This is a genomic window from Edaphobacter dinghuensis (genome assembly GCF_014640335.1).
GTDB classification, from domain to species: Bacteria; Acidobacteriota; Terriglobia; order Terriglobales; family Acidobacteriaceae; genus Edaphobacter; species Edaphobacter dinghuensis.
This window is the reverse complement of the sequence record NZ_BMGT01000003.1, coordinates 874,986-889,967: the sequence shown is the minus strand read 5'-3', so window position 1 is coordinate 889,967 and position 14,982 is coordinate 874,986. Positions and strand designations below refer to the sequence as shown.

The following is a 14,982-nucleotide window of genomic DNA, read 5'->3' as shown; positions in this document are numbered from 1 at the left end:
GTGATCCCCTTCTCGATCCAGCTCGGCACGTTCGCGCTCTCGCTGGCAACATGGGGACTTCCCTTCGACGCCAGCACCCATGGCCCGGCTGTCGATCGCCATCTGCTGCTCAATCTCTGGATCATCCTCGGCCTGGCAGCACTCGCACACCTCATCCTCCTCGTCGGCCTCATCGCCCGCCGCCGCGCCGAGGCCACAAGCTGGCACGTCGAATATCTTCCTCTCGCTGCACTGGCCATTCTCTTCGCCTTCCTCACCATCCGCGCCGAACGCCTCTGGGCCGCCGCGCGATATACCGGCGCAGACCTCTCTGCGCTGCAGGTACAGGTAGTCGGCGAACAGTTCGCGTGGTACTTCCGCTACCCTGGCACGGACTACACCTTCGGAGTCACCAAACCGCAGCTCGTCGACGCAGGCGCAGGCAATCCATTAGGCATCGACCCAGCCGACAATCACGGCGCAGATGATATCGTCACCTCCGAGCTTGTACTGCCTGCAAACCGCGAGGTCGATCTCCGCATCAACTCGCTCGACGTCATCCACGGCTTCTCCGTTCCCGAGATGCGGCTCAAGCAAAACGCCGTCCCCGGCATGACCATCCACATCCACTTCACGCCCAAGGTACCGGGAACTTACGCCATCCTCTGCACTCAGGTCTGCGGCATGGGACACTACCGCATGAACGCCAACCTGCGCGTGCTGCCCGCTGAGAAGTTCGCCGCGTGGCTCACCGCAAAACAAAAGGCGGTGCAACGGTGAGCTTTCGTCGCTACCTCTTCAGCACCAACCATCGCGTCATCGGCGTTCAATATCTTGTACTCGCACTGGTCTCCGTCACCATCGGCACGCTGCTCTCATTGTTGATGCGCATCCATCTCGTCTGGCCCGATTACATCGTTCCCTTTCACGGCCCCATCCTGCCCGAAGACTATCTCGCGCTGGTCACGATTCACGGCACCATCATGCTCTTCTTCGTGCTCACGACTGCGCCGCAGTCGGGCTTTGGCAATCTCATCCTTCCATCACAGATCGGCGCTCGCCGCATGGCGTTTCCGGTCGCCAACGCCATAAGCTTCTGGCTCACCGCCACCGCCCTCCTCATCCTGCTCAGCTCCACCTTCGTTCCCGGCGGCAGCGCCATCTCCGGCTGGACAGCCTATCCGCCCTTCAGCGCCATAGCCAGCGCGGGGCCCGGGCAAGGCTTCGGCATGGACATGTGGCTGGCCAGCATCGCCGTCTTTGCCATCGCCGGGACCATCGGCGCCATCAACACTCTCGTCACCATCATCAAGCTACGCTGCGAAGGCATGACGTGGGACCGCATCCCGCTGACCGTCTGGGGATGGTTCACCGCCGCCCTGCTTAGCGTCATTGCTTTCTCGGTATTGCTGGCCGCGCTGCTGCTCCTGTTCTGCGATCGCCACGCCGGAACCAGCTTCTTCGTACCCACAGGCGATCTCGTCAACGGAGTGATCCACGCCGCCGGACATCCCGGCAACGGCTCGCCGCTGCTGTGGCTTCATCTCTTCTGGTTCTTCGGACACCCCGAGGTCTACATCGCCATCCTCCCCGGCATGGGTCTGACGTCGATGCTGCTGGCAAACTTCAGCCGCCGCCGCGTCTTTGCCTACCGCATGATGATCTTCACCACGCTGCTCATCGGCTTTCTCGGCATACTGCTCTGGGGACACCACATGTTCGTCGCCGGACTGAATCCCTACGCTGCCTCGGCCTTCGCCGTCTCCACCATGGCCATCGCGATTCCCGCCTCGGCCAAAGTTCTAAGCTGGCTGGTAACCGTCTGGCGCAGCCGCCCGCGCTACACCACGGCGATGCTCTTCTCGCTGGGCTTCGTCTCGCTCTTCATCACCGGAGGCCTTACCGGCCCCGTACTCGCCCAGCCCATCCTCGACGAGTACCTGCACAACACCTTCTTCGTCGTCGCTCACTTCCACCTCATCATGGCCATGGCAGGAATCTTTGGCCTCTTCGCCGCGACCTACTACTGGTTCCCCTTAATGTCCGGCCGCTTCATGTCCGAACGCCTCGGCCGCCTCCACTTCTGGACAACCATCGTCGGAGCCTACGCCACCTTCCTGCCCATGCACCTCACCGGGCTGATGGGCGAGCCCCGCCACTACGCCCAACTCATCGGCGTTCCCAACGCTGCTGGACACCTGCTCGCCGGAACGCTGCCCCTCAATCGCTTCATCACCTGGTCGGCGATCTTCCTGGCCACGGCCCAGCTCCTCTTCTTCGCCAACCTCATTCACAGTCTCTACCGCGGCAAAATAGCCCCGCCAAATCCCTGGCAGGCCACCACCCTCGAATGGCACCCCGCCCTGCATCCCAACGCCCCCTTTGAAACGTCTGATGGACGGATCGTCGTCTATCGCCAACCCTGCGAGTACCTGGCTACGGCTGGCGAAGAATTAATTCTTCCGCAATGGAGAAGTGATGGCATCCCGAACATCAAACCGGAGTAAGCTGTTTCCATAGCGTGCGATGAAAGGCCGTCATGCCAACAACCATCACGCCGACCAGTACCGAACCGAAGCCGAGGCGCCACCTCGAAGACCACGACCACGGTTCAGGCCGCAGACCGCCAACCGACAAGCGCACCGGCGGCGGAGGCGATAACGATAACTGGAATGACCGTCCCAACGGTCGTCGCGGCCCGCGCGAGCGCCTCGTCCGCTACCGCATGGGCATCTTCTTCGCCCTCGCCAGCGACCTGATGTTCTTCGTCGCCATCGTCAGTACCTTTTTCGTCAGCCAAAACACCGGGCACTTCGACGCCTACAACAACTACGTCAACGAGTGGTCTCCGACCCTTATTCCGCCCATCCTCTGGCTCAACACCGTCGTCCTCATCCTCAGCTCCATCACCATGGAGACCGCACGCCGCCGCATGTTCCACGAAGTCGACGTCATGGACGAGTGGCTCGGCCTGGGCAAGCCGATCACCCGCGCCGCAATCCCCTGGGTCGCAGCGACCGTCGTTCTGGGCATCGTCTTTCTCATCGGCCAGTGGATCGCCTGGACGCAGCTCGCCGTGCAACACGTCTTCTTCCTCTCCAACCCCAGCAGCCACTTCTTTTACCTGATCACCGGGGTCCACGGAATCCACCTCATCCTCGGCATCTTCGGCCTCGTCGCCGCACTGATCGGCCTCTACGCCTCGCACTCGCTCGAAACCCGGCAGATCATGGTCGACTGCGCCTCGTGGTACTGGCACTCCATGGGGCTCTTCTGGCTCTTCCTCTTCACTCTGCTGGTCTTCTTCCAATGAAGCGCACAGTATTCGGTGCGATTCTCACCTGCGCGCTTCTAAGCGCCGCTCCTGCTTTCGCGCAGGGCTGCACCCAATGCCGCGACAACACCGCCACCACGCCGCCAGCCACCCAGCGAGCCTATCGCCACGCCATCATCCTCATGGCAGGCGCAGGCTGCGGCCTCTTCATCGCCACGCTCGTTCTACTCAAACGGCAAAACTAATCGACTACGGATCGCACGGATAAACGCAGATAAAATTTGTCTGTCATTCCGCAGCGAAGCGGAGGAATCTGCCGTGCAGATCACCTCTAAATTCACGCCATCTCGACCGAACCCTGAGCGTAGTCGAATCGGGCAGTGGAAAGCCTCCTGTATTTGCCTTTGCTTCTGCCATCGTTGGTTCCATCTATCAAAACCGACACAAGCAGGTGCAATCTTGAGGCAGATCCCGAACCAAATTCAGGCGTAGAAAAAGGGCGACACCAGCCTCGCCGGTGTCGCCCATCTTTCCCATCGAAAGGAAACCTACCGTTTCTTCTTCGCTGGAGGAGCCTTCTTTACCGGCACAGTTTTCTTCGCCGCTGCCTTTGCAACGACCTTTACTGGAGCCTTCTTCGCTACAGCCTTAGCAGGAGCCTTTTTAGGGGCAGCCTTTTTTGCCGCTGGCTTCTTGGCTGCCACCTTCTTCACCGGAGCAGCAGGCTTTTTCGCGACAGACTTTTTGGCAGGAGCCTTGACCACCACCTTCTTTACCGGAGCAGCCTTCTTCACCGGAGCCGCAGTCTTCTTCGCTGGTGCAGCAGCTTTCTTCGCCACTACTTTCACCGGAGCAGCCTTCTTCGCCGGGGCAGCTGCCTTTGCAGCAGCGACCTTTACCGGCTTGGCCGCAGCCACTACCGGAGTCTCCGCCGAAGCCTCCAACTCTGCAACTCCCTCAGCGCCCTCAGCCGCCACAGCCTTCTTGCGGCTCTTCGCGGGCTTGGCTTCTTTCTTCGCCACGCGCGCCCGGCGCAGGTGCACCGGCGGCGGAGGCGCAGGAGGCGAGTAAGGCTCGAGGTAAGCCTTCATCTCTTCCACCGTCCCCAGCTTCTCATCCATCAGCTCGAAGAACAGTTTGTCCAGCAGCTCCTCGTATCGAGGAACGCCCGGAACGATCCTCATCTCCTGCATCAACGTGTGGGGCAGCTTCTGCTTCGCCTGCGGCCACTCTTTATAGAAGCTCTCGAACTTCGCCTTCACCGCTGGGGCCTTGGCAGTATGGGCCGCCCACAGGATCGCCTCTGGCTTGGACGAGTAAAGCAGCTTCCATGCCTGCGAAGGCAGCGCCGCTCCCTTGCCTGAAAACTGCGCGATAAACTCCTTGGCCTCGCCCTCCAGCGCCTCGATCTCACCCACAAAACCCTGCCGAGGGAAGCTCTTCTTCAGCGCAGAAACTTCCTTGGGGGCCATCTTCGCTGTCAACAACGAGAAGTTAGCCACCGAACCCTCAGGATGAATGCCCTGCAGCTGCAACTGCGTGTGGCTCGCCCGCAGCTTTTCCAGCTCCGGTACATTTGCCTTTGCAGCGCTCAACGTCGGGGCGAGATGCTTCATCCATCCCTCGGCCTCCAACCGTTTCAGCACGCGCAGCGGATCTTCCTCATGGAAGATCTCTTCCGTCTCATAGCCGCGATGAAAGGTATCGAGCGCCGAGATATAGCCTTCCTTCTTGCCAGTCTCGTAGCGCTCCTGGGTCTTCTCGTCCATGTGCCAACCCAGACGTGCCGCCAGCCGAACCGCACGAATCATCCGCACCGGTTCTTCAATAAAGCCGTAGTTGCTCACCAATCGCAGTTCACGGTTTTCGATGTCAGCCACTCCGTTCAGCGGATCCATCAGCAAACCATATGAACCATCATTCAGGGAGATCGCCATCGCGTTGGCGGTGAAGTCACGCCTCCGCAAATCTTCGAGAATCGTCGCCGATTTGAACACCGGCTTGCCCGGCTTGGGATAGGTCACCGACAGCGTGCTGCCGATCTCCATCCTTACGCCGTCAGGAAATCTTGCATAGAAGGTGTGCCCTTCTTCATGCTCGCCGGAGATCTTGCCTCCAGCTTTCTCTATATCTTTCTTCAGTTTGAGCGCATTTCCCTGAACCGCTACATCCAGATCGCGCACCGGCGATCCACTGGTCAGGTCACGTACCGCTCCGCCTACCAGAAATACAGTAAGCCCTTTGTTACGCGCAGCTTCGCGCACCGTCCGTAGCGACGCCTGCTGGGCTTGCGAGAGGCGGTTTTCGAGCAGGTAGATGTAGTCGGCCATATCTGCTGCGTACACTCCATGCCGGGTCTTAACCGGTACGCGGCGCTCGCCCTAAAGTGCGACGAATCAATCGCTTAGAAAGATCTGTGCAGCTAAGCACAAAACGTCACTTTACCACAACGATGACAGATTGGCTACCCTTTCTGCACCTTTTTCGTTGCGGTGTTTCCATTCATGCGACAATCCGCCAGACCATGTCTTCGTCTCGCAAAAAGGTCATTGTGCGCCGCATCACCGGAGAAACCGTCCCCGGCTACCTGCCCTTGGCCGCCTTTGTGCGCAATGGAACGGTCGACCTGCTCGACCTCAGCGGCCATGTCATCTCCATCGGCCTCACCGACATCAAATACATCTGCTACGTCCGCGACTTCAACCTGAACGACACCGCGAACCCTGAGCGGCTCACTCGCCGCACCTTCCTCGCCCGTCCCCGCACCGAAGGCCTCTGGCTGCGCCTCACCTTCCGTACCGAGGACCAGCTTGAGGGCCTCGCCCCCATTGACGCCTCCTTGCTCGACGACCTCATCGGCGATGCCGGACTTCAGCTCATCCCGCCGGACATCCGTTCCAACACCCAGCGCGTCTACGTCCCGCGAACCGCCATCACCGATCTCCAGCTTCTCGCCGTCATCACCACCCCCTCGCGCAAGAAGCCGCTGCCGAAGTCGGCCGCCACCAGCTTGCAGAGCGAGCTCTTCAACACACCCCTTCCACCCAACACCCGGACTAACTAGAAATCTCTCCCCGCGCTACAATCCCAACCATGAAGCTCGCCGACCTAGCCCAACGTCTCGGAGCCACCCTGCACGGCGACCCCACTGCGGAGATCACCGGAGTTGCCGCCATCGATACCGCCGCTCTGGGCGACCTCTCCTTCATCGCCAACCCCAAGTACGCCTCGCTGGCACGCACCACCCAGGCCACCGCCGTCCTTGTCGAGCCGTCTTTCTCCGAGATCACCACCGCCACCCTCCGCATCGACAACCCCTATCTCGCCTTTGCCCACGCCATCGAGCTCTTCTATCAGCCTCCCGTCTACGCTCCCGGCATCCATCCCACCGCCGTCATCGCGAACACGGCCAAGATCGGAGCCAACGCGCACATCGGCGCGTACGTCGTCGTCGGAGACCACGTCGTCCTCGGCGATAACGCCACCCTTCTGCCCCACGTCGTCCTCTACCCCCACGTCCGCGCCGGCAATCACCTCTTCGCCCACGCCCACGCCGTCGTCCGCGAACACTGCCAGCTAGGCGACCACGTCATCTTGCAAAACGGAGCTATCATCGGAGCCGACGGCTTCGGCTTCGCCAAGCAGGCGGGCGTCCTCCCCGGCAAAAGCTGGCACAAGATCCAGCAGTCCGGCCCGGCCGTCCTTGAAGATGACGTGGAAGTCCAGGCCAACGCCTGCATCGACCGCGCCAGCATCGGCGAGACCCGCATCCATGCCGGAGCCAAGATCGACAATCTGGTGCAGGTAGGCCACGGCTCTACCGTTGGCAATGACACGTTGCTCTGTGCCCAGGTCGGCCTCGCCGGATCGACCACCATCGGCCGCGGCGTCATCCTCGCCGGTCAGGTCGGCGTCGCCGGACACTGCACCGTAGGTGACGGAGCCATCGCCACCGCGCAATCCGGAATCCCCGGCGACGTCGCTCCCGGCAAAGTCGTTAGCGGTTACCCTGCTATCGACAACCGCCAGTGGCTCCGTTCGGTCGCGCTTATCAACCGGCTGCCCGAGCTTCTACGCAGCCTCAAGTCTCTAAAATAACCGCCGGACAGGATTACCTCCGACGATCGAAGCGCATCAAAATAGTTAGCTGATGGTCAATCCACCTGAGACCCGCAACGACGATAACCCAATGTCGTTAAGTCCTCCCCATGTTCGCGTCCTTCTGCTCGACGACGAGCCCGATAATCTGTTTCTCCGCGCCACCATCCTTCGCCAGCACGGCTACGAATGCATCCCCGCCTCCACCATCGAAGAGGCAGTCGAACTCTTCAACAATATCGACATCGCTGTGCTCGACTACCATCTCGGAGCCGGACAGTTCGGCACCGAAGCTGCACACATGCTGCGCCGTACCCGTCCGCATGTGCCCATCATCATCCTCTCGGCCACGCTCGAGCACTTCTTCGGAGGAGCCGAGGACATGCATCTACTCAAAGGCCACAGCTCCATCGAGGACATCCTCTCCGCCCTCAGCTCGCTCGAAGCCAAGCGCCGCGGCTCCCCCGTCGTCGTCGACGCGCGCGACTTCTTCTACTCGCGCATCGCAATGGCCATCGGCTCCGATGTACTCGTCCAGATCTTCGACAGCCGCAGCACCTGGCTCTACTGCAACGACTCCGCCGCCGAGTACCTCGGTCAGCCCCGCGACTGGTTCCCCGGCCGCAATCCCTCCATCGAGATGCCCACCCTGATGCGCGACTGGAACGAGATCATCCAGACCGTCTCCCACACCCGCGAGACCTACATCGACCGCACCCACCGCGGCCTGCTCAACATCCCCAAACCCGACGAGCAGAACATTACCTGGAGCGTCCTAGCCTTCCCCATCACCCTGCACGACGACCGCAGCGGAGTCGTCCTAACCGCCCGCATCCTCGACCGCTCCCCCGCAGCCTTCGCCTGATTTTTCAGGTACAACCTCTTAGCCACGTCATCTCGACCGAAGCGAAGCGCAGTGGAGAGACCCCTGTATTTCGCTGTTGCTGGTGCTTGCTCAAGACTTCAAGGACGCTCTATAGCTATTTCCTCTGAGGTGTAGCTTTCTTTTCTTTGTCATTCCCGAAGGGAATCTGCGTTTTGCTCGAATCACCAAAACGACATCCGGAGGAGAACCGCTCTAATCACTTCCTCGCCCGCAATACCCGAGGCAAATAAAACCGAAAGAACCCCTCCGAGCTTGACCGCAGACAAACATTGGCATTCGGCGTACCTTCTCCGGGTATAGTCATGCCGCGATCATCGACGCGAATACGCATGGGAGTCGTAGGACATAACGCAGGATCAATCGCATAAGCAACCGCCATCGCATCGAAGAGCGTGGGCGTCTCACTTCCCCACTGCTTGTACAAGATCGCAAGCTGATCCGTCAGCCGTGACCCATGCGAGAAGACCTGTTGACGCTTCGCCGCATCCAGCTTCAGGATCGTCGCATCCAGCGGCATCACAAAAATAGGCACACCCGATGCAAATAACTTCTGCGCCGCGTCGATGTCCATCTTGATGTTCCACTCCGGCTCCGGCGCCGATTTGCCATCGTAGCCGACACGGACCGAGCCGCCCATCAACACAACGCGCTTCAGCTTGCGAAAGGTCGCTGGATCGCGGTCGATCATCGCTCCAATGTTGCTCAGCGGTGCAATCGCAATCAAAGTAATCTCGCCGGGAGATTTGCGGATCAGGTCCAGCGACGTAGCAATCGCATCGGGGTACGGATGCGAAGGCTCAGCCTGCTCCTCCGCATAAGCTCGCTGTGTAAAGACATTGGTCGTATGCGTCGTCACCCCCTGAGCCACCGGCACCTGCGGCAATCCGGCATCGCGCAGAAAATGCTCCAGCAGCTTCGCACGCAGATGCGTATCGCCGTATCCCGCATCGATCTGAAGCACCTGAAGCTCAGGACTACGAAACGCCAGCGCTACTGCAAACGCATCGTCGATGTCATCGCCGATATCGGTGTCGATAATAACCTTCTGCTTCGCAACCGGATGTTGTGCAACTGCGATATGACCGCCAGCCAGCAGCAAGCCCAGCGTGGCTGACAAGAGAATGTGCCTGACATGCATCCAAAGGCCCTCAAAGTTCTGAAGGAATCCTACCAGCGCACAAGCCTGCAACGGCACCGAGTCCAATGAGGAGTTCTCCATGCTGTTACCCTTAAGCCATGCGTCCGTTCCGCATCCCTGCTTTCTTCGCCTGCCTGCTCGCCATCACTGGCTGCCACTCCGCCCACGTACAGGCGACCGTCAGCAACCACACCAGCCAGCCTCTCCTGCTGCTCGAAGTGGATTATCCCAGTGCCAGCTTCGGTACTCAGATGCTCGCTCCCGGCGCGGATTTCCACTACCGTTTCAAAGTTCTTGGCACAGGCAATCTCCACATCACCTACACCGACTCCTCCCACCACGACCACAAGGCCGAAGGCCCCTATCTCAACGAAAAGGCCGACGGTCCGGTTCAAATCACGATAGCTCCCGACGGCGTCCACTGGCAGACCAGCCCCAAGACCACCATGCAGGCACCTCCCGGCTCATAGCAGTCAACCAAGCGCTAGACGTTAGTCGTCATCAGGAGCTCGTCCAACGTGCGGCGTATTGGTCACGTTGACCACCGACTCCGGGTTCTGATGTTTCCGTCTCCGGTTCCTTCCCCCCAGAACTGTAAAGAGAACGATCGCCAGCGCCAGCACAAACAAGAAGACAAGAATCATAAAACCCCCAATCCGCCCCCTCTTCTCCAAACAGGGACTCTTGCGGTCACAGGCAGCACCATGCACGTTGCCTCTCACTCCTTGGATGCCAATCCCGCGCGTTGAGATAACCTGTCTCCATGGCGCGCGGTTATTTCATCACCTTCGAAGGCCTCGACGGCTCCGGCAAGACCACCCAGCTTCGTCTGCTCGCAGCGTCGCTCACGGCCGCAGGACGCAACGTCGTCACCCTGCGCCAACCCGGCGGCACCGCACTCGGCGACCGCATCCGCGGCATCCTGCTCGACTCCCGCTCCGAAGCCTCGCTCGGCCCCATCGCCCCTGCCACCGAGATGGCGCTGATGTTCGCCGACCGCGCCCAGGCCATCGCCGAGATCATCGAGCCCGCGCTCGCCTCCGGCAGCATCGTCCTCTGCGACCGCTACACCGACTCCTCCGAGGCTTACCAGGGCGGAGGCCGCCAGCTCGGCAGCGAGCGCATCCTCGCCATGCACGCCGCCGCCTGCGGCAACCTGCAACCCGACCTCACCCTTCTACTGCTGCCCTCGCTCGAAGGCTCGCTGCGCCGCGCCCGCCGCCGCAACCAGCGCCACACCCGCCAGCAAGGCACCGACGAAAACCGTTTCGAACGCGAGTCCGACGAGTTCTACCGACGCATCTACGACAAATACGAAGAGATCGCCGCACGCGAGCCGCGCCGTGTCCATCCCATCCGCGACGAAGCACCCATCGAAGAGATCCACACCCACATCCTCGAAATCGTATCTACCCGACTAGGCGCACCAACGCCATGACCCCGCGGGCGAACTCCAAATGGAACCTGCCGCCCGGCCTCAAACACTCCCTGCCCTTCTACGCCAACAAGCCGTGGGTCAAGCTCGGCGAGCCCATCCTTCTCTTCGAGCATCTTCACCGCACCTACGGCCCCATCGCCCACTACCGCTTCATGGGCACGCCCATCGTCTTCCTCAACGACCCCGAATACATTCGCGAGATCCTCATCAATCAGGCTCCCGCCTTCGTCAAAGAGCGTACCGTGCGCCGCATGAAGGTGCTTCTGGGCGAAGGCCTCATCACCTCCGACGATCCTATCCACCTGCGCCAGCGCCGTATCGTCGCGCCGGCGTTTCATCGCCAGCGCATCGCCGCATACGCCGACCAGATCGTCTCAAGCGCCGCCGCTCATCGCGACCGTTGGCAGCCCAATGAGACCATCGACATCTCCGCATCCATGATGTCGCTCTCGCTCGAGATCATCGCCCGTACTCTCTTCAACACCGAAGTCACCGACGACGTTCGCCGCATCAACGAAGAGGTCAACACCATCATGGACCTCTACAACTTCCTCGTCGTCTTCCCCCGTCTCGAATCTTTTCTGCATCTGCCTATCCCCGGCGTCATTAAATTCCGTCGCTCGCGCAGCCGCCTCGACGCCGTCGTCAACCGCCTCATCCGCGAACACCGCGCCGCAGGTATCGACAAGGGCGACCTGCTCTCCATGCTCATCGCCTCACGCGACGATCAGGCGTCTCTGACGGAGACTCAGCAAGGCATGTCAGACGAGCAGATCCGCGACGAAGTCCTCACCATCTTTCTCGCCGGTTACGAGACCGTAGCCAATGCCCTCACGTGGACGTGGTATCTCCTCAGCCAGAATCCCGAAGTAGAGGCCAAACTCCACGCCGAAATCGATACCGTCCTCGGCGCCGGCACCGAAGCACGCCTTCCCACCCTCGCCGACTATCCCAACCTCCGCTACACCGAGCAGGTCTTCGCCGAATCCATGCGTCTCTATCCACCAGCCTGGGCGATGGGCCGAATGTCCACCAAGCCAATCACGCTCGGCCCCTATCGCATCCCTCCCGGAGCCCACTTCTTCTTCAGTCAATACATCATGCACCGCACCGCCGAGTACTTTCCCGATCCGCTCCGTTTCGATCCCGATCGCCACACGCCAGCCAACAAGGCAGACCGCCCGCGCTTCGCGTACTTTCCCTTCGGCGGCGGCGGACGACAGTGCATCGGCGAAGGCTTCGCGTGGATGGAAGGCGTTCTCGCCATCGCCACCATCGCCCAGCACTGGCGCTTGAGATATGCGGACACCGCTCCTCCCGGAGTTCAGGCCAAGATCACCCTGCGGCCTGACGGGCCACTGCGGATGCAGATCCTCCCCCGCTGACCGCAACTCTCGATTACGCACAAATCTATGCAACTGAATCGATTAATCGCTATGATGCGAGACGGACAAAGTATCGCCGTTTACAAACCCGCTAAACCAATCACTTGCCTGCGCCACCGAAAGAACGATAAGGAGCACCTCATCATGCAGCAAAATCTGCGTCCGCGAAGAACGTCCATTACCGCCGCCCTGCTGTCCACCGCCTTGCTATGCACCGCCTCCCTCTGGGCACAAGCGCCGCAGCCGGACACCGACGCGATGCGCAGCCGCGTCGACGCCATCATCGCGAAGATGACCCTCCAGCAGAAGCTCGAATACATCGGCGGCACCGGCTTCGCTGTTCGCGCCATGCCCAGCCTCGGCCTTCCCGCCTTCGAGATGTCCGACGGCCCCTACGGCACTCGCAGCAACGCTGGCTTCCCTTCCACCACCTACGCCGCAGGCATCAACCTCGCCGCCTCGTGGGACCGCGACCTCGCCGCACGCGTCGGCGAAGGCATCGGGCGTGACGCTCGCGCACGCGGCGTCCACTACATGCTCGGCCCCGGAGTCGATATCTACCGCTCCCCCCGCAACGGCCGCAACTTCGAGTACTTCGGCGAAGACCCATTCCTCGCCGCCAACATCGCGGTCGGCTACGTCACCGGCATGCAGAGCCAGGGCGTCAGCGCCACCATCAAGCACTACATGGGCAACAACTCCGAATACTTGCGCCACGACTCCGACTCCATCATTGGCGAGCGCGCCATTCGAGAGATCTATCTGCCGACATTTGAAGCAGCCGTCAAAAAAGCGCACGTCGGCGCCATCATGGACTCCTACAACTTCACCAACGGTCTGCACATGACGCAGAACGGATACTTCAACACCGAGATCGCCCGCAAAGAATGGGGCTTCCAGGGCGTCATGATGTCCGACTGGGACGCGACCTACGATGCAGTCGGCGCAGCCAACGGCGGCCTCGATCTCGAGATGCCAACCGGCAAGTTCATGAACCCCAAAAACCTCACCGATGCCGTCAAGAGCGGCAAAGTGACTGAAGCCACCATCGACGAAAAAGTCCGTCACATCCTCATGACCGCCGAGCGCTTCGGCTGGCTCGACCGTCCACAGACCGACACCTCCATCTCCGCCTACGACACGAAGAATAATGCGACCGCACTCGATGCAGCACGCGGCGGCCTCGTGCTGCTGAAGAACGAAGGCAAGCTCCTCCCACTCGATAAATCACAGCTCAAATCCATCCTCGTCGTCGGCCCCGATGCCTACCCCGGCGTTCCCGTCGGCGGCGGTAGCGCGGGCGTCAAACCCTTCCACACCGTCAGCCCGCTCGAAGGCATCACCGCACTCGCCGGTTCGGGCGTCACCGTCTTCTACGACCGTGGCGTACCCGAGCTTACTGACCTCGTTCGTTCCACCAGCTTCGTCACCGAAGCGAAGAACGGCGCGCCCGGTCTCAAGTTCGAGACTGCGCCGAACAGCGCAACCGATGAACCAAACTCGCACGAGAGCTCGATCAAGCGTTGGAGCGGCTACTACATCGCCCCTAAATCCGGCCGCTACATCATAGCGATGGAAGCTGGTGGCGAAGGCGGCAGAAGCCGCGTCTATCTCGACGGCAAGCTCATCATGGACAACTGGAAGATCGTTCGCGCCATGCAGCCACACCTCACGCTTCAGCTCTCCGCAGGCCCCCACAAAATCCTCGCCGAAGCATCCGGCAACTTCCCCAACAGAATCCTCGGCGAACGGCCAAGAGGTTCCGCGCCCGACAAACTTCCATTAGCCATCGTTGCCGAAGACAGCATCGTCAACGCCAAAGCCAAAGAACTCGCAGCCAAAGCCGATGTCGTCATCGTCGCCGCAGGCTTCGACGGCGAAAGCGAGTCGGAGGGCGGCGATCGCACCTTCGATCTTCCCTACGGACAAGACGCGCTCATCCGCGCCATGGCAGCCGCCAACAAGAAGACCATCGTCGATGTCACCTCAGGTGGCAACGTCGATAGCGAAGCCTGGGTCAACCAAATCCCCGGCTACATCGAGAGCTGGTACGCCGGACAAGATGGTGGAACCGCACTCGCAGAAGTCCTCTTCGGCGCTGTCGATCCCTCCGGCCATCTGCCCGCGACCTTCGAGCGCCGCGCACAGGACAACCCAACCTTCGACAACTACTACACCGAACCCAATAGCAATCGCATCAACTACAAGGAAGGCATCTTCGTCGGCTATCGCGGCTACGAGCACAACCACGTCAAGCCGCTCTTCCCCTTCGGATACGGCCTCTCTTACACCACCTTCAAATTCGCCAACCTCTCCGTCACGCCTGAAGACGCAACGTCTTCTCCCAACGTCACCGTCTCCTTTGACGTCACCAACACCGGCGAGCGCGCAGGCGCAGAGGTCGCACAACTCTACATCTCCGACGGCCACGCCAAAGTCGAGCGCCCCGAGAAAGAACTAAAGGGCTTCGACAAAGTGACGTTGCAACCCGGCGAAACGAAGCACGTCACCATCGCGCTCGACGGCCGTTCCTTCGCCTACTACGACACCGAGGCAAAGGGCTGGCACATCGCTCCCGGCAAGTTCGGCATCCTCGTCGGCGACTCGTCAGAATCGCTCGATCTCAAAGGCTCCGTCGAAATCTCGAAGGAGGCCGCCGCCAACGCCACCTTCTAAGCCCGCTCCGCAACGCCGCCTTGCTACGTGTAGGGCGGCGATTTTTCTTAAGCATCAAAATCTTCCTTGACAATACTGAACTATACCGTTCAGTATTGTTTCAGTACC

The 14,982-nt window shown here is 60.7% G+C and carries 14 protein-coding genes; 11 read left to right on the top strand and 3 right to left on the bottom strand.

The window, feature by feature from the left end; genetic code table 11:
* The 4 genes from IEW09_RS15560 to IEW09_RS15545 are packed head-to-tail and all read left to right on the top strand — an operon-like array spanning position 1 to position 3,498.
* Positions 1 to 759 (top strand): cupredoxin domain-containing protein, encoded by a 759-nt coding sequence (locus IEW09_RS15560; RefSeq protein ID WP_229739359.1) that lies wholly within the window; start codon positions 1 to 3, stop codon positions 757 to 759.
* Positions 723 to 2,486, top strand: a complete 1,764-nt coding sequence (locus IEW09_RS15555) for a cytochrome c oxidase subunit I (RefSeq protein ID WP_229739358.1) — start codon at positions 723 to 725, stop codon at positions 2,484 to 2,486. The genes IEW09_RS15560 and IEW09_RS15555 overlap by 37 nt, the downstream gene beginning before the upstream one ends.
* A 32-nt stretch (positions 2,487 to 2,518) precedes the next feature.
* Positions 2,519 to 3,292, top strand: a complete 774-nt coding sequence (locus IEW09_RS15550; protein WP_188555089.1) for a cytochrome c oxidase subunit 3 — start codon at positions 2,519 to 2,521, stop codon at positions 3,290 to 3,292.
* Positions 3,289 to 3,498, top strand: a complete 210-nt coding sequence (locus IEW09_RS15545) for a copper resistance protein CopC (protein ID WP_188555088.1) — start codon at positions 3,289 to 3,291, stop codon at positions 3,496 to 3,498. Before IEW09_RS15550 ends, IEW09_RS15545 begins: the two co-directional genes overlap by 4 nt.
* A gap of 303 nt (positions 3,499 to 3,801) precedes the next feature.
* On the opposite strand, the gene IEW09_RS15540 is transcribed toward IEW09_RS15545, so the two are convergent.
* On the bottom strand, positions 3,802 to 5,583 hold the full coding sequence (locus IEW09_RS15540; protein ID WP_188555087.1) for a tRNA nucleotidyltransferase/poly(A) polymerase family protein: 1,782 nt from the start codon (positions 5,581 to 5,583) through the stop codon (positions 3,802 to 3,804).
* 194 nt (positions 5,584 to 5,777) lie between these two features.
* Here IEW09_RS15540 and IEW09_RS15535 point away from each other — a divergent pair, with 194 nt between their 5' ends.
* Genes IEW09_RS15535 through IEW09_RS15525 form a run of 3 tightly spaced genes read left to right on the top strand, consistent with a single transcriptional unit; the run spans position 5,778 to position 8,216 of the window.
* A complete protein-coding gene (locus tag IEW09_RS15535) occupies positions 5,778 to 6,317 on the top strand; it encodes a DUF6982 domain-containing protein (RefSeq protein ID WP_188555086.1) in 540 nt (179 codons plus the stop codon).
* A gap of 29 nt (positions 6,318 to 6,346) precedes the next feature.
* The gene (lpxD, locus tag IEW09_RS15530; protein ID WP_188555085.1) at positions 6,347 to 7,351 is read left to right on the top strand and encodes a UDP-3-O-(3-hydroxymyristoyl)glucosamine N-acyltransferase; all 1,005 of its coding nucleotides are present in this window, start codon (positions 6,347 to 6,349) and stop codon (positions 7,349 to 7,351) included.
* A gap of 52 nt (positions 7,352 to 7,403) precedes the next feature.
* The gene (locus IEW09_RS15525) at positions 7,404 to 8,216 is read left to right on the top strand and encodes an ATP-binding response regulator (protein WP_188555084.1); all 813 of its coding nucleotides are present in this window, start codon (positions 7,404 to 7,406) and stop codon (positions 8,214 to 8,216) included.
* Between the two features lie 217 nt (positions 8,217 to 8,433).
* Here IEW09_RS15525 and IEW09_RS15520 read toward each other — a convergent pair whose 3' ends face one another.
* On the bottom strand, positions 8,434 to 9,456 hold the full coding sequence (locus IEW09_RS15520) for a nucleoside hydrolase (protein ID WP_229739357.1): 1,023 nt from the start codon (positions 9,454 to 9,456) through the stop codon (positions 8,434 to 8,436).
* A gap of 17 nt (positions 9,457 to 9,473) precedes the next feature.
* On the opposite strand from IEW09_RS15520, the gene IEW09_RS15515 reads away from it, so the two are divergent.
* On the top strand, positions 9,474 to 9,845 hold the full coding sequence (locus tag IEW09_RS15515; protein ID WP_188555083.1) for a hypothetical protein: 372 nt from the start codon (positions 9,474 to 9,476) through the stop codon (positions 9,843 to 9,845).
* Between the two features lie 21 nt (positions 9,846 to 9,866).
* Here IEW09_RS15515 and IEW09_RS15510 read toward each other — a convergent pair whose 3' ends face one another.
* Complete coding sequence (locus IEW09_RS15510) at positions 9,867 to 10,019, bottom strand: hypothetical protein (protein ID WP_188555082.1); 153 nt, start codon at positions 10,017 to 10,019, stop codon at positions 9,867 to 9,869.
* Positions 10,020 to 10,138: 119 nt separating this feature from the next.
* On the opposite strand from IEW09_RS15510, the gene tmk reads away from it, so the two are divergent.
* The 3 genes from tmk to IEW09_RS15495 all read left to right on the top strand — a co-directional run bounded on the left by tmk (position 10,139) and on the right by IEW09_RS15495 (position 14,874).
* Positions 10,139 to 10,813 (top strand): dTMP kinase, encoded by a 675-nt coding sequence (tmk, locus tag IEW09_RS15505; RefSeq protein WP_188555081.1) that lies wholly within the window; start codon positions 10,139 to 10,141, stop codon positions 10,811 to 10,813.
* Entirely contained in the window at positions 10,810 to 12,198 is a 1,389-nt protein-coding gene (locus tag IEW09_RS15500) for a cytochrome P450 (RefSeq protein ID WP_188555080.1), read from the top strand. Before tmk ends, IEW09_RS15500 begins: the two co-directional genes overlap by 4 nt.
* Before the next feature lie 144 nt (positions 12,199 to 12,342).
* Positions 12,343 to 14,874, top strand: a complete 2,532-nt coding sequence (locus IEW09_RS15495) for a beta-glucosidase (protein ID WP_188555079.1) — start codon at positions 12,343 to 12,345, stop codon at positions 14,872 to 14,874.
* The last annotated feature ends 108 nt before the right edge of the window (positions 14,875 to 14,982 follow it).

Coding starts and splice junctions, on each gene's coding strand:
- IEW09_RS15550 (WP_188555089.1), top strand. CDS start 2,519: ATGCCAACAACCATCACGCCGACCAGTACCGAACCGAAGCCGAGGCGC.
- IEW09_RS15545 (WP_188555088.1), top strand. CDS start 3,289: ATGAAGCGCACAGTATTCGGTGCGATTCTCACCTGCGCGCTTCTAAGC.
- IEW09_RS15540 (WP_188555087.1), bottom strand. CDS start 5,583: ATGGCCGACTACATCTACCTGCTCGAAAACCGCCTCTCGCAAGCCCAG.
- IEW09_RS15535 (WP_188555086.1), top strand. CDS start 5,778: ATGTCTTCGTCTCGCAAAAAGGTCATTGTGCGCCGCATCACCGGAGAA.
- lpxD (WP_188555085.1), top strand. CDS start 6,347: ATGAAGCTCGCCGACCTAGCCCAACGTCTCGGAGCCACCCTGCACGGC.
- IEW09_RS15525 (WP_188555084.1), top strand. CDS start 7,404: ATGGTCAATCCACCTGAGACCCGCAACGACGATAACCCAATGTCGTTA.
- IEW09_RS15520 (WP_229739357.1), bottom strand. CDS start 9,456: ATGGAGAACTCCTCATTGGACTCGGTGCCGTTGCAGGCTTGTGCGCTG.
- IEW09_RS15515 (WP_188555083.1), top strand. CDS start 9,474: ATGCGTCCGTTCCGCATCCCTGCTTTCTTCGCCTGCCTGCTCGCCATC.
- IEW09_RS15510 (WP_188555082.1), bottom strand. CDS start 10,019: ATGATTCTTGTCTTCTTGTTTGTGCTGGCGCTGGCGATCGTTCTCTTT.
- tmk (WP_188555081.1), top strand. CDS start 10,139: ATGGCGCGCGGTTATTTCATCACCTTCGAAGGCCTCGACGGCTCCGGC.
- IEW09_RS15500 (WP_188555080.1), top strand. CDS start 10,810: ATGACCCCGCGGGCGAACTCCAAATGGAACCTGCCGCCCGGCCTCAAA.
- IEW09_RS15495 (WP_188555079.1), top strand. CDS start 12,343: ATGCAGCAAAATCTGCGTCCGCGAAGAACGTCCATTACCGCCGCCCTG.